Source organism: Marinovum sp. PR37, from assembly GCF_028807375.1.
In the GTDB taxonomy this organism is placed as follows: Bacteria; Pseudomonadota; Alphaproteobacteria; order Rhodobacterales; family Rhodobacteraceae; genus Marinovum; species Marinovum algicola.
The window spans coordinates 25,209-38,808 of the sequence record NZ_JARAML010000031.1; the positions used below are offsets into that span (position 1 = coordinate 25,209).

Annotated in this window: 12 protein-coding genes; 5 read left to right on the forward strand and 7 right to left on the reverse strand. The window is 66.9% G+C overall.

Annotated features, from left to right (window positions below; all coding sequences use genetic code 11):
• Positions 1 to 3: 3 nt before the first annotated feature.
• Positions 4 to 1,050 carry a rod shape-determining protein gene (locus tag PVW49_RS20495; RefSeq protein WP_048529144.1) on the reverse strand — a complete coding sequence of 349 codons (1,047 nt, stop codon included), beginning with the start codon at positions 1,048 to 1,050 and terminating at the stop codon, positions 4 to 6.
• Between the two features lie 502 nt (positions 1,051 to 1,552).
• Here PVW49_RS20495 and PVW49_RS20500 point away from each other — a divergent pair.
• Positions 1,553 to 4,057, forward strand: coding sequence for a GcvT family protein (locus PVW49_RS20500; RefSeq protein ID WP_274591432.1), 2,505 nt, complete (start codon positions 1,553 to 1,555; stop codon positions 4,055 to 4,057).
• A 170-nt stretch (positions 4,058 to 4,227) separates the two neighbouring features.
• Here the strand turns inward: PVW49_RS20500 and PVW49_RS20505 are convergent, their stop codons facing one another.
• The 3 genes from PVW49_RS20505 to ubiA are packed head-to-tail and all read right to left on the reverse strand — an operon-like array spanning position 4,228 to position 7,492.
• Complete coding sequence (locus PVW49_RS20505) at positions 4,228 to 4,560, reverse strand: hypothetical protein (protein ID WP_048529148.1); 333 nt, start codon at positions 4,558 to 4,560, stop codon at positions 4,228 to 4,230.
• The gene (locus PVW49_RS20510; RefSeq protein WP_274566107.1) at positions 4,553 to 6,457 is read right to left on the reverse strand and encodes an OmpA family protein; all 1,905 of its coding nucleotides are present in this window, start codon (positions 6,455 to 6,457) and stop codon (positions 4,553 to 4,555) included. Before PVW49_RS20510 ends, PVW49_RS20505 begins: the two co-directional genes overlap by 8 nt.
• A 60-nt stretch (positions 6,458 to 6,517) precedes the next feature.
• A complete protein-coding gene (gene ubiA, locus PVW49_RS20515; RefSeq protein WP_274566106.1) occupies positions 6,518 to 7,492 on the reverse strand; it encodes a 4-hydroxybenzoate octaprenyltransferase in 975 nt (324 codons plus the stop codon).
• Between the two features lie 12 nt (positions 7,493 to 7,504).
• On the opposite strand from ubiA, the gene PVW49_RS20520 reads away from it, so the two are divergent.
• The 4 genes from PVW49_RS20520 (at position 7,505) to PVW49_RS20535 (ending at position 11,047) form a co-directional block, all read left to right on the forward strand.
• Entirely contained in the window at positions 7,505 to 8,245 is a 741-nt protein-coding gene (locus PVW49_RS20520; RefSeq protein ID WP_274591433.1) for a 16S rRNA (uracil(1498)-N(3))-methyltransferase, read from the forward strand.
• Positions 8,242 to 9,096, forward strand: a complete 855-nt coding sequence (locus PVW49_RS20525; protein ID WP_274591434.1) for a GNAT family N-acetyltransferase — start codon at positions 8,242 to 8,244, stop codon at positions 9,094 to 9,096. The genes PVW49_RS20520 and PVW49_RS20525 overlap by 4 nt, the downstream gene beginning before the upstream one ends.
• Positions 9,093 to 9,614 (forward strand): hypothetical protein, encoded by a 522-nt coding sequence (locus PVW49_RS20530; RefSeq protein WP_274591435.1) that lies wholly within the window; start codon positions 9,093 to 9,095, stop codon positions 9,612 to 9,614. The genes PVW49_RS20525 and PVW49_RS20530 overlap by 4 nt, the downstream gene beginning before the upstream one ends.
• Positions 9,615 to 9,676: 62 nt before the next feature.
• Positions 9,677 to 11,047: a glutamate--cysteine ligase gene (locus PVW49_RS20535; protein WP_074837501.1), complete on the forward strand. Its 1,371-nt coding sequence runs from the start codon at positions 9,677 to 9,679 to the stop codon at positions 11,045 to 11,047.
• A gap of 39 nt (positions 11,048 to 11,086) precedes the next feature.
• On the opposite strand, the gene PVW49_RS20540 is transcribed toward PVW49_RS20535, so the two are convergent.
• The 3 genes from PVW49_RS20540 to PVW49_RS20550 are packed head-to-tail and all read right to left on the reverse strand — an operon-like array spanning position 11,087 to position 13,522.
• Positions 11,087 to 12,127 (reverse strand): threonine aldolase family protein, encoded by a 1,041-nt coding sequence (locus PVW49_RS20540; protein ID WP_274591436.1) that lies wholly within the window; start codon positions 12,125 to 12,127, stop codon positions 11,087 to 11,089.
• Position 12,128: 1 nt separating this feature from the next.
• Positions 12,129 to 12,599, reverse strand: a complete 471-nt coding sequence (locus PVW49_RS20545; RefSeq protein ID WP_274566102.1) for a YcgN family cysteine cluster protein — start codon at positions 12,597 to 12,599, stop codon at positions 12,129 to 12,131.
• Positions 12,596 to 13,522: a bifunctional riboflavin kinase/FAD synthetase gene (locus tag PVW49_RS20550; protein ID WP_074837504.1), complete on the reverse strand. Its 927-nt coding sequence runs from the start codon at positions 13,520 to 13,522 to the stop codon at positions 12,596 to 12,598. Before PVW49_RS20550 ends, PVW49_RS20545 begins: the two co-directional genes overlap by 4 nt.
• Between the last annotated feature and the right edge of the window lie 78 nt (positions 13,523 to 13,600).

Genomic DNA, 13,600 nt, shown 5'->3' on the forward strand with positions numbered 1-13,600 from the left:
GGCTCAGCTGTCGTAATCGATCGCGTGGCGCAGCTGCTTTTCGTATTCCAGCGCCTTGCCGGTGCCAAGCGCCACGCAGTTCAGGCTCTCGTCGGCAATCGACACCGCCAGCCCGGTCTGCTCGCGCAGCGCCAGGTCAAGATCGCCCAGCAGCGCGCCGCCACCGGTCAGCATCACGCCACGGTCGACGATGTCGGCAGCCAGATCCGGCGGCGTGGTCTCGAGCGCGGTCATCACCGCCTCGCAGATCGCCTGCACCGGCTCGGAAAGCGCCTCGGCCACCTGGGCCTGGGTCACTTCGGTTTCCTTCGGCACGCCGTTCAGCAGGTCGCGTCCGCGCACCTGCATGCTGGCGCCGCGCCCGTCGTCGGGCATCCGCGCGGTGCCGATCGAGGTCTTGATGCGTTCGGCGGTGCTCTCGCCCACTAGGATATTCTGTTGCCGGCGCAGATAGTTGACGATGGCTTCGTCCATCCGGTCGCCGCCGACGCGGACCGAGCGGGCATAGACGATGTCGCCCAGCGACAGCACCGCAACTTCGGTTGTGCCGCCGCCGATATCGACCACCATGTTGCCGGTGGGATCGGTGATCGGCATGCCGGCACCGATGGCCGCCGCGATCGGTTCGGCGATGAGCCCGGCCTTGCGTGCGCCCGCCGAGAGCACTGACTGGCGAATGGCGCGTTTTTCCACCGGGGTGGCGCCGTGGGGCACGCAGACGATGATCTTGGGCTTGGAGAAGGTCGAGCGCTTGTGCACCTTGCGAATGAAATGCTTGATCATCTCTTCGGCGGTGTCGAAATCGGCGATCACCCCTTCGCGCATCGGGCGGATCGCCTCGATGCTGCCCGGCGTCCGGCCCAGCATCAGCTTGGCATCCTCGCCCACCGCCAACACCTTCTTGACGCCGTCTTTGACGTGATAGGCCACCACCGAGGGTTCGGACAGGATCACGCCCTTGCCTTTGACATAGACCAGCGTATTGGCCGTGCCGAGGTCGATGGCCATATCGGCGGAGAACATACCAGTCAGGTCGGACAGTGAAAACATTCAGGATGCGCCCTTCGCTTGGTGCTGCAAGTCGGAGTCTGCCATAAATATGGGCCGCGACTCTGCACCAGAGCCCGGCCACGGGCACTTATACGGAGCCGCGCAACCGGACGAAAGAGGGGGGGGCGGACAAATCAGCACGTTTCCGCCGCATGAGACCCTTAATAAACGGTGTGATGCGCTCATCTGCCCGGGCCCCGCCACGGGCGCGGCCGGCCGGTCGGCGGCGCCTTCGGGCGAAGCGCATGAGAAGATTGCGCTTTTCGGCCGGAGGCTGATCCGGGCGCTTCGCCGGCCATTTGACCGAAGCGGGCGGCACCGGCGGTGATGCCGAATGCGGGTCTCGGGCGCGCCAGCGCCGCGACGTCCCGGGGGCCGCCCGTATCGCCCCGCCCCGCCGGTGGCGAATGTCGCTTTCATTGCTTCACTGGTCGGGCTGGTTTTGCAGCGGCCCGGCGCGGGGCGTTATCCACGGGTCAAAGCCCTCTGGAGTGAGCCCGCTATGAAGACCCATGTAAAAGCGCTTGTCGTCGGCGGTGGTGCCGTCGGCACCTCGATTGCCTATCACCTCGCGCGTGCCGGGTGGCAGGATGTGATGCTGCTCGAACGTGACGAGCTGACCTCGGGGTCCACCTGGCATGCCGCCGGGCTTCTGCCGCTGTTCAACATGGGATATGCGACAAGCCATATCCACGATTATTCGGTCAAGTTCTACAAGACGCTCGAGGAAGAGACCGGGCTCAACGCCGGTTTCTATGTGGTCGGCAACCTGCGCATGGCGCAGAGCCGCGCGCGGATGGACGAATTTGAGCTCTATGCCTCGACCGCCGAGACCGTGGGCATTCCCTACGAATGGATGAGCCCCGACCAGATCCGCGAACGCTGGCCGCTGGTGCGCACCGAGGATTTGCAGGGCGCACTCTATCATCCGACCGACGGCTACATCAATCCGGCCGATGTCACCCAGGCGATGGCCAAGGGCGCCCGCCAGCGCGGCGTGGTGGTCGAGCGGCGCTGGCAGGTCGACGGCTATCACTGGACCGGCGCGGAGTGGCAGGTCACGGTGACCAAGATGGTCGAGAAAGGCGGCAACCTGGTGCCGTCGGACGAGCAGCAGGTCATCACAGCCGAACATGTCGTCACCGCCACCGGCAACCATGCGCAGCGCACCGCGCGGCTTCTGGGGCTGAAGATCCCGGCGATCCCGGTCGAACACCAGTACATCGTCACCGAGCCCGACCCGGCGCTGGCGGAATGGCGTGCCGCCGGCAACGCCGAACACCCGGTACTGCGCGATGCCGATGCCAAATGGTATGTGCGCGAAGAGCGCAAGGGCTGGATCCTCGGCCCCTATGAGCGCAATGCGCCGGCGCGTTTCCTCTACGATGTGCCGGAGTCGTTCCGCGCCGATCTCTTCCCGCTCGATCTCGACCGGATCGAAGAGGAATACATGAGCATGATCCACCGCATTCCGTCGTCGGAAACGGTGGGGCTGAAAGACGATTACAACGGCCCGATCTGCTACACCCCTGACGGCAACCCGCTGGTCGGCCCGGCGCCGGGGCTGCGCAACATGTGGCTGGCCGAGGGCTTCAGTTTCGGCATCACCGCCGCCGGTGGCACCGGGTATTACCTGGCGCAGATGATGGTCGAGGGCGAGGCCGAGATCGACATGGCGGCGCTCGACCCCAAGCGCTACGGCCGTTGGATGACGACGGAATACGCCGCGCGCAAGAACGAGGAATGTTACGAGCACGTCTACATCCTGCACCACCCGGATGAGGAGCGCGAGGCCTGCCGGCCGCTGCGCACCGCGCCCTGCTATGACCGGATGAAGGCGCGGGGCGCGCAGTTCGGCTGCGTCAACGGCTTCGAGCGTCCGAACTACTTCGGCCCGCTGGACGCGCCCGAGAGCTTTGACCACGACGCGCGCAGCTTCCGCCGCGGCGGCTGGTGGCAGTATGCGGTCGACGAGGCAAAGGCGGTGCGTGAGGGCGTCGGCCTAATCGACGCCTCGGCCTTCACCAAGCACTGGGTGTCGGGCAAGGGGGCGACCGAGTTTCTCGACTGGTTCACCACGAACAAGCTGCCTAAGGTCGGCCGCATCAACCTGACCTATGCGCTGACCGAGGCAGGCACGACACGCACCGAATACACCATCGTGCGGCGCGAGGAGAACGGCTATTACCTGGTCTCGGCCGGGGCGCTGACCGAGTATGACGGCGATTACCTGCGCAAATCCGCCGAGGATTTCATGGAACGCACCGGCAAGCTGGTGCTGGTGCATGACGTGACGACGCAATGGGGTGTTTTCGCGGTGGCGGGGCCAAAGGCGCGGGCCCTGCTGCGCGACGTGATCAAGGATGCGGAACCTGACACGGCGCTTTCGAACAAGCGCTTCCCCTGGCTGTCGGCGCGCGAGATCGAGCTCGGCATGTGCCCGGTGATGGCAATCCGCGTGGCCTATACCGGCGAGCTGGGCTGGGAGCTGCACCACCCGATCGAGATGCAGAATTATCTTTTCGACCTGCTGGAAAAGGCCGGCGCGGCGCATGGGCTCAAGCTGGTGGGCGCGCGCGCGCAGAACTGGTTGCGGCAGGAGAAAAGCTATCGTGCCTTCGGCACCGAGCTGGGCCGCGACGCGACGCCGCTGGAGGCCGATCTGCCACGATTTGTCGATCAGGAGAAGGAATTCCGCGGCAAGGCGGCGATGCAGGCGCTGGGCGTCCGGTCAAAGTGCTGCACGCTTCTGATCGACGGGCCGGAGGACGCCGATCCCTGGGGCCGCGAGGCGCTTTATCTTGACGGTGAAAAGATCGGCCGGCTGACCTCGGGCGGCTATTCGGTGACCTTCGGCAAATCGATCGGCATGGGATATGTGCGGCCCGATCTGGCGGCGGAGGGCACGCGGCTCAAGGTGCGGATGCAGGGGCAGCTCTGGGATGCGGTGGTGACCTGCGACGCGCCCTATGACCCGAAGAACGAGACGATCCGCAAGGACGGGTGATCCGGGCGGGGCCGGTGGCGCGCCGCGAGTCAGGCACGGGGTTCGCGCTCCGGGCCTGACCCGGGGTCTTTCGGCCGCGGCGGACGGCGAGGCCCCGGCGCGCGGGGAGGCGGATCAAGCCGTGGCGGGATACGCGCAGCCCGGGCTTGACCGGGGGCCGTCGCGGCGCCTCAGCCGGCGTTCTGTTGCAGGCGTTCGGCGTAGGCGCGGAGCTCTTCGGCCTCGTGGCGGGCGTCGCGCAGGCCTTCCATCGCGGCGGACAACTCGGCCTCTGTCTGGGCCAGCTGGTTGGTCAGCTCGGCCTCGCGCTGCTGAAGGTAGGTGATTGCCTGATCGCGGGTCTCTTCGGCCTCGTGCAGCTCCTGGCTCATCCGCTCGAGCTCGCCGACGTCGGATTTCGACACCGCGGTGAACCGGTGCAGCAGCCAGTTTGCGAACCATCCCAGGCAGAAGGCCACAAACAGGATGATCGCCGTCGCGATGACAAATTCGGTCCTACTCATCCGCAGCGTCCTCCGTGCCAGAAGCGCCGTCTTCTTCTACGGAATCGTCAGGGCTTTCAAGCTCGGATTCGGCTGTCTCGTCATTCTCGGGCAGCAGCAGGCGGAATTCGATCCGGCGGTTGGCTTCGCGCCCCGCTTCGGTGTCGTTGCTCTCGATCGGCTGGGTCTCGCCATATCCCTTGGCCCGGAAGGTCGAGGTTAGCACCCGGCGGTTGCGCAGTTCGGTCAGGATCGCATTGGCGCGGGACTGGCTGAGATCGAGGTTCATGCTCTCGCGGCCCTGGCTGTCGGTGTGGCCGGCGATCTCGAGATCGATCTGGTCGCAGCCCGATAGCACTTCGGCAATGTCGTCGAGGATGTCCTTGCCGGCGGCGTCGAGCGTGTCGGACCCCGGCTCGAAGCTCAGCTTGCGGTCGCCGAGGACAGTCTGAATGCGGCCCAGGCATTCCTCGGGGGTGGGCAGCGCGGCCTGCGGGTCGAGCGCCTCGGCATATTCGACTTCGATGGTGAATTCGGCGCCTTCGCCCAGCTTCTCGGCCATCAGCGCCGCCATCGCGGCGCTGGCCGACTGGTCGCCGGTCCGGCCAGCGATGTGCATGTCGTCGGGGGTGACGGTGACCGCGCCATTGGCAAGGTAGGACAGCGCCTCGATCGCCGCCAGCACCCGCACCGGCCAGCCGCCGGGCAGGGTATCGTCGACCCGGGCGGTGGTGCGCACCGCGGCGCTGGCAAAGGCCGCCTTGGCATAGCTCTCGGCGGTCTGCCGAGTCATCTCGCTCGACACCCGGCCGCGCAGGTGCACCTGGCCTTCGGGGCTCAGGGTGGCGACGAATTCCGGCGGGCCGTCGTCGTTGGCCTCCGGGGTTTCCGGCAGAACGGCGGTCAGATCGAAGACCGGCGGCAGGTCGTTTTCCAGCGTGCCCACGGTCTGATCGAAAAGCGCCTGATCGGTGCCCTCGGGCACGATCATCGAAATCTCGGCGTCGGTCATCGTCACGGTGCCACCGCCCAGCGCGCCCAGCCCCGCGATCGACAGTTCCGCGGCCTCGGCCCAGCGCTTGGTCGGCACGCCCAGCCCGATCCGGCATTCGGTGTCGGGCGCCATGCCCTGCGCCGCCTCGGCGGCCTGAAGGATGCGCGCCCGCGCCTCGTCGGTATCGGCCGAACAGGCGTCGAAGCGGCCGGCACCTTCCTCGATCACGTAGCGCAGGGTGAAGGGGGTGATCACCGGTCGCGGCGCCGAGATCGCCAGTTGCACACGCACATCCTCGGGCGCGAGCTTGAGCAGCGCGGCCTCGGTCTTGACGCGCTCGTCTTCGCTGTCGGTCATGGCGGTGACAAGCACCTGCGTCGGCTCGACCGAGATCTTCGAGCGCGGCAGGCGGGTCAGCGCCTCGAGCGCAAAGCGCATGGCGTCGTCCCAGCCCGGCGGCACCTGGTGTTCGGCGGTCTCCATCAGGTCCGAGACATTCTCTTGGCCGACGATCTTGCCCATTCGGGTGACCATGGCGTCATGCTTGTCGCCCTTGGGCACCAGCCCGATGAGCGAGACGCCGGAATCGTTGCGCAGGATCTCGACCGAGAATTTCGGCGGCGCGAGGTCCTGGGTGTCGACCACGTCCATCTGGTCGATCACCCTTGCGGCATCGACCACCTGGCCGGCGTTCGACAGGGCGCGGAACCGGTCGGCCTCGGTCGGCGCGGTGCCGAAGAGAAAGACCTGAAGGCCGGTTGCATCGACCGAGGCCCAGCTCAGCCCGGCGATCTGGAATTGTTCGGTGACGGCCTGTTCCGAGGCGTCTTCCACCAGGGTGACGGCAGAACCGGCAGCGACGACCGACAGAACCGCCGCAAGGGCGAATGAAGAGGCGGGCAGCACATAAGTCGAAAGGCGCATTCGGCGGGTCCGGGCTGTGAACGGTTGCGTTGGGATACGCCGGTCGCCGGGCGGTTTCAATCACGCCAGAAGCGCGGCGGCGAAAAACAGCACAGGCAGCAGCCCGGCGTTGCGGTTCGAGCGGAACAGCATCAGCAGCCGGTCCATGTCGTCCATCTTGAGCATGCGCATCTGCCAGACCATGTGCCAGCCAAAGGCCCAAGGCCCGCCAAGCGCGATCACCAGCGCCAGGATCATCGCTTTCGGCACCGCCAGGATGATTGCCAGCCCCATCAGGCTGACGCTGGCCACCAGAAAGCGGCCGAGCCATTTCGGCGTCGCATCGCCGAACAGCCGGGCGGTGGATTTCACCCCGATCAGCGCGTCGTCCTCCTTGTCCTGGTGGGCATAGATCGTGTCATAGAACAGCGTCCAGGCCATGCCCGCGAAGTAGAGCACGACGGCCGGCCATTCCAGACGCCCGGTATGTGCCGTCCAGGCCAGCAGCGCGCCCCAGTTGAAGGCGAAGCCGAGAAAGATTTGAGGCCACCAGGTAAAGCGCTTGGCAAAGGGATAGATCGCCACCGGCACCAGCGCGGCAACGCCCAGCAGGATGGCGGCGGCGTTGAAGGTCAGCAGGATGGCAAAGGCCACAAGCGCCTGCGCCGCCATCCAGAGCAGCGCGCCGGTGACGCTGACCTGCCCCGAGGGGATCGGCCGGCTGGCGGTGCGCGCGACCGAGCCGTCGATGTGACGGTCGGTGATGTCATTCCAGGTGCAGCCGGCGCCGCGCATCAGGAGCGCGCCCAGCCCACAGCCGACGAAAATCCAGAGATCGTGCCAGCGCGCGGTGTCGGTGTGCAACATCGCCAGCAGCAGCCCCCACCAGCAGGGCAGCAGCAGGAGCCAGGTGCCGATCGGCCGGTCGGCGCGGCTCAGCCGCAGGTAGGGCCGGGTGGCGGCGGGTGCCAGCCGGTCGACCCAATTGCCGCGCACCGCGTCGGAAACCTGCCCGGCGGCCTGCGGGGGCTCTGGTGTCGGGCTCTGCTCTGTCATATCTGTCATCCCATGAGTGGCACGGTCAGGCTGTATGTAGATCACCCGCTGGGGCAGGGGCAAACCATTCCTCTGGAACGGGCGCAGGCGCATTACCTCTTCGGGGTGATGCGGCTGGAGGCGGGTGCCGAGCTTTTGCTGTTCAACGGTTCCGATGGCGAATGGCGCGCCGAGGTGGCGCAGGCGGGCAAACGCGGCGGCGTACTGGTCTGCCGGGTGCAGAGCAAGCCGCAGGAAGTGCCGCCCGACCTCTGGCTGATCTTTGCCCCGGTCAAGAAGGCACGCACCGATTTCATCGTCGAAAAGGCGGTGGAACTGGGGGTGCGGCGCATCCTGCCGGTGCAGAGCGATTTCACCAATTCCGAGCGTATCCGCGCCGAAAAGCAGCGCGCCCATGCGGTGGAGGCGGCCGAGCAATGCGGCGCCACCTTCGTGCCCGAGGTGGCCGATTTGCAGAAACTTTCGCGCCTTTTGGATGGCTGGCCGGCGGGCCGGCGGCTGATGTTCTGTGACGAGGCGCAGGCGGGCGGCGCCTCGGCGCAGGCCGGGCTTGCGGCGCTGAAGGATGGCCCTGCCGGTCCCTGGGCCATCCTGATCGGCCCCGAAGGTGGCTTTTCCGAGGCCGAGCGTGCCCGGCTGCATGGCTTTGAATTCACCCATCCGGTGGCGCTCGGGCCGCGCATCCTGCGCGCCGAAACCGCGGCGGTGGCGGCGCTGACGCTGTGGCAGTCGGTGCTGGGAGACTGGCAATGATGCGGCCGGCCGGCCCCGCCGATGTTGCCGCCCTGCGCGGCTTTCTTGAGACGCATATCGAGACCTCGATGTTCCTGCTCGGCAATCTCGAGGCGCATGGCGTGGAAGGATCGGCGCATGATCATGCCACGCGGTATTTCCTCTGGCAGGAAGCCGGCGAGATCACCGGCGCGTTCGGCGTGACGCGCAGCGGATACCTGATGTGCCAGATGCCGGCCATGACGGTTGCGGCCGCGGGGGCCTTTGCCCGGGCTCTGGAGGGGACGCCGATACTTGGCATGACCGGGACGGCCGATCAGGTGCAGCGGGTGCTCGATGTCTTCGCCCTGCCAACGTCCCTGTGGCAGGTCAACGAGGTTCAGCCGCTTTACGGGCTCGACTGCGCCGGTCTGCCAGAGAGCGCCGATGCCCTGCGGCCGGCGCAGGAGGATGACAAAGCGCTGCTGGCGGAATGGTTCACCGCGCTCCTCCTCGACACCGGGATGGCCGCCGGCCCCGCCGCCAGGGAGCAGGGCGCGGCCCGCGCCATGGCGGCCATCGGCAGCGAGCGCTTTGCCTTTCTGTCCGAAGCAGGCCAGCCCGTGGCGATGAGTTCGATTACCGCCCGCGCCGGCCAGGCGGTGCAGGTCGGCGGCGTCTTTGTGCCGCGGGCGCTGCGCGGACAGGGCTTGGGCGGGCGTATGGTGGCGGCGCAGCTGCGGCAATGGCGCGCCCGGGGCATCGTGCACGCGATCCTGTTTGCCGCCTCGCCCACGGCAGCCAAGGCTTATGAGCGCATCGGCTTTCGGCGTCGGGGCGATTACCGGGTCGCCCTGCTGAAACAGGGCCACATTCTGGGTGCGGCGACATGAGCTTTGTCCGCCCCGAAGTGCGTCGGGCGCTCTGGCGCTGGCGCGAGGTGCTGGCCGGGGTCGGGCTGCTGGCGCTGGGGCTCTGGTGGGGCTTCGGGGCCGTCGGCTGGATGATCAACGGGCTGGGCTATGTGCTCACTGCTATGGCCGGCGCGCTGGTGGTGCTGGGCCTGCAACGGGGGCGGTTCCGCGACGGCGCGGACGGGCCGGGCGTGGTGCAGATCGTCGAAGGCCGGGTGGCCTATTTCGGCCCACTCACCGGCGGCGCGGTGGACATGGCCGACCTTTCTCGTCTCAGCCTCGACCGGCGGATGCATCCGGCGCATTGGATCCTCGCCCAGCCGGGCCACGACCCGCTTCACATTCCCGTCACCGCCAAGGGCGCGGACCAGCTGTTTGACGCCTTCACCAGCCTGCCCGGCCTGCGTACCGAGTACATGCTGCGCGAACTCGGCAGCGATACGTCGCGCGAAGTCGTGATCTGGCAGCGCCGGCAGATCGCCCCCGCCCTGCATTGACAGCCGGGAAATTTCCGCCCATCCCTTGCACACCCTTGAAGGCCACGATCGGAGCTGCGCCCATGTCCATTCCTCAATCCGGCGGCGGTGTGATCGAACGCCACGAGCAACTGGCGGAGTACCTCGCAGCGGGTTGCAAACCCAAGGAAAACTGGCGCATCGGCACCGAGCACGAGAAGTTCGGCTATTGCAAGGACACGCTGAAGCCCTTGCCCTATGAGGGCGCGCGCTCGATCGAGGCGGTGCTCTCGGGGCTGCGCGACCGGCATGGCTGGGCACCGGTAACCGAGGGCGGCAAGCTGATCGGTCTTGAAAAGGACGGCGCCAACGTCAGCCTGGAACCCGGCGGCGCGCTGGAGCTTTCGGGCGCGCCGATGGAGACCATTCACCAGACCTGCGACGAGGTGAATGTGCACCTGCGCGAGGTCAAGGATATCGCCGACGAGATCGGCGTCGGCTTTATCGGCCTTGGCGCCGCGCCGGAGTGGCAGCACGACCAGATGCCGCTGATGCCCAAGGGCCGTTACAAGCTGATGGATGCCTACATGGGCAAGGTCGGCACCATGGGCCGGGCGATGATGCGACGGACCTGCACGGTGCAGGTCAACCTCGATTTCGGCTCAGAGGCCGACATGGTGCAGAAGATGCGGGTGGCGATCGCGCTGCAACCGGTGGCCACCGCGCTCTTTGCCAATTCGCCGTTCTTCGAGGGGCGGAAAAACGGCCATAAATCCTGGCGCTCGCGCATTTGGCGCGATCTGGACGATGCCCGCACCGGCATGGTGCCCTTTGTCTTTGATGACGGCTTTGGTTTCGAGCGCTGGGTGCAATATGCGCTCGATGTGCCGATGTATTTTGTCTACCGCGATGGCGAATACATCGACGCGCTGGGCCAGTCGTTCCGCGATTTCCTGAAAGGCGAGCTGCCGGCGCTGCCAGGGGAAAAGCCCTTGATGAGCGACTGGGCCGATCATCTGACCACGCTGTTCCCCGAGGCGCGGGTGAAAAAATTCATCGAGATGCGCGGCGCCGATGGCGGCCCGTGGCGCCGGCTCTGCGCGCTGCCGGCCTTCTGGGTCGGGCTGACCTATGATCAGGGCGCGCTGGATGCCGCCTGGGATCTGGTGAAAGACTGGGATGCCGAGACCCGCGAAGCGCTGCGGGTTGCCGCCTCGGTCGGGGGGCTGGCGGCCGAGGCCGGCGGGGTGAAGATGCACGATCTGGCGCGCGAGGTGCTGGCGATCTCCGAGGCTGGTCTGGTGGCGCGCGGGCGCGCCGGCTCGGGCGGGCTGGTGCCGGACGAGACACATTTCCTCAATGCGCTGCGCGAAAGCGTCGAGAGCGGCAAGGTGCCGGCGGATGAGCTTGTCGAGCAATTCGAGGGCGATTGGGGTGGCGATCTCTCGCGGATCTACGCGGCGCATTCGTATTGAGCAGGACCGCGGGGCGCGAACGCAAGTGGCGGCCTGGCCCTATGCGCCCAGCAGGCCGGTGAAGCGGTCGATATCCGTCTTGCTCACCGACCAATCGCAGACAAACCGCGCCCGCACCGCTTCGTCCTCCGGGCCGTCCAGCGAACCGAAGAGCGTGTACCTTGCCCCGGCCGCATGCAGACTGCGGTGCAGCCCGCGTGGCAGGGTGCAGAAGATCATGTTGGCCTGAACCTCGTAAAGCAACGCCGCCTCGGAACAGCCACGCAATCCTTCGGCCAGTCGCGCCGTATTGGCATTGGCCGCTGCCGCCATCTCGAGCCAGAGCCCGTCGTCGAGATAGGCCAGCATCTGCGCGGCAAGATAGCGGTGCTTGGAATAGAGATGCGCCCCGCGCTTGCGCCGAAGCTCGAATTCGCGGGCCTTGGCCGGGTCGAAGAGCACCACCGCCTCGGCGCCCATCAGCCCGTTCTTGGTGCCGCCAAAGCTCACCACGTCGACGCCGGCCCGCCAGGTCATCTCGGCCGGGGTACATCCCAGCGCGGCAATCGCATTGGCAAAGCGCGCACCGTCAAGATGCACCGGGCTGGCGTGGCGTTTCGCCACCTCAGTCAGCGCGCGCAGCTCGTCCAGCGCATAAAGCCGGCCGTTTTCGGTCACCTGGGTCAGCGACACCGGGCCGGACTGGGCGATATGCACGTCGCCGGAGCCATGATGCGTCATCGCGGCATCCAGCGCGGCGGGCGTCATCCGGTCGGCCTCGCCCACCAGGGTGAGCTTGGCGCCGCCGGTGTAGAACTCCGGCGCATTGCATTCGTCCACCTGAACATGCGCTTCAGGGGTACAGAACACGGTGTCCCAGGGTCGCGTCAGACAGGCCAGCGCCAGCGCATTGGCCGTGGTGCCTGTGGCAACGAGGTAGACGGCGGCCTCGGGCGCTTCGAAGATCTCGCGGATGCGGTCTTCGGCCTGCCGGGTCAGGTCGTCGCTGCCGTAAGAGGGCATGTGGCCGGCATTGGCCTCGGCCAGCGCCTCCATCACGCGGGGGTGGACCGGGCCGGTGTTGTCGGAGGCAAAGAACATCTCAGGTCGGCTCCTCGATGATATGGTCTTCCCAATCGTCGTCGTCGATCTCGAATTCCGGCACCGTCTTGTGCTGCATCGACACGCCGGCGGCATGGACGCTCTCAGGGGTGCCGGAAATCAGCGGGTGCCAGTCGGGCAGCGGCTTGCCTTGCCAGAGCAGGCGATAGGCGCAGGTCTTCGGCATCCAATAGGCGTGGCTGTCGATGTTCTCGGGCGTCAGCACGATGCATTCCGGCACGAACTGGTGGCGGATCTCGTATTGCGAGCAGCGGCAGCTCGCATCATCGAACAGCCGGCAGGCAACGCAGGTCAGCTCGACCTGTCCGGTGTCCTCGTCCTCGAGCTTGTTGAGGCAGCATTTGCCGCAGCCGTCGCAGAGCGCTTCCCATTCCTGCGGGGTCAGCGCCTTGAGCGGCTTTTTCTCCCAGAAGCGGGGCGGCAGGCCCTTGCGGTCGATCGGATCGCTCATGTGGTGGCCAGTATCTCGCGGGCGCGGGTGCAATCGGCCTGCATCTGGGCGATAAAGGCCTCCTGGCTGGCAAAGGTCGCCTCCGGGCGGAGATAGGAGACCAGTCCGACCGAGAGATGCGCGCCGTAGAGATCGCCGGAGAAATCGAACAGAAAGGTTTCGAGGTTGGGCACCGCACCGCCGAATTGCGGCCGGACGCCCAGCGAGGCAGCGCCGCGATAGCTGCCCTTGTGCGGCCCGTCGGTGACATCGACCAGCACCGCATAGACACCGAACGCCGGCAGGTGCAGCCCGGTCAGATCCATGTTGGCGGTGGGAAAGCCCAGCGTCCGGCCGCGCTGTTCGCCGCCCACCACCGGGCCGGCGATGCGGTGCCAATGGCCCAGCATCTCGGCCGCCAGTTCCGGTCGACCGTCGCTCAGCGCCTGGCGGATCGCGGTGGAGGAGACCTGCGCCGTGCCCTCCTGCAAGAGCGGCGCAATGGTGACGTCAAAGCCCATCTCTCGGCCGAAGCGCACCAGATCGTTGGCGGTGCCGGCGCGCTTGCGGCCAAAACAGAAATCCGCCCCCACCACCACATGCCGCAGCCCGAGCCCATCGCGCAGAACGCGGCCGCAGAACTCTTCGGGCGACAGCCCGGCCAGCGCGTGGTTGAAGTTCAGCTCATAGAGCACATCGACGCCCAGTTTTTCGAGCCGCGCGGCGCGCGCCTCGGGCGACATCAGCCGGAACGGCGGCGCATCGGGAGCGAAGAATTCGCGCGGATGCGGCTCGAAGGTGAGAATGCCCAGAGGCGCATCCGACCGGCGGGCAAGATCGATCACCGACAGGTGGCCGCGATGCACGCCATCGAAGTTGCCGATGGCAACGCTGGCGCCGCGATCGGGGGCCTGGGTGAACTGATAGTCGCGGATGATACGCATGGCGCAGGGGTAGCCTTGCGGCTTCCCGCTGACAAGAGGCGGAGTAGACCTGCCGCCCCTCGGCGTTGCGTCACATCC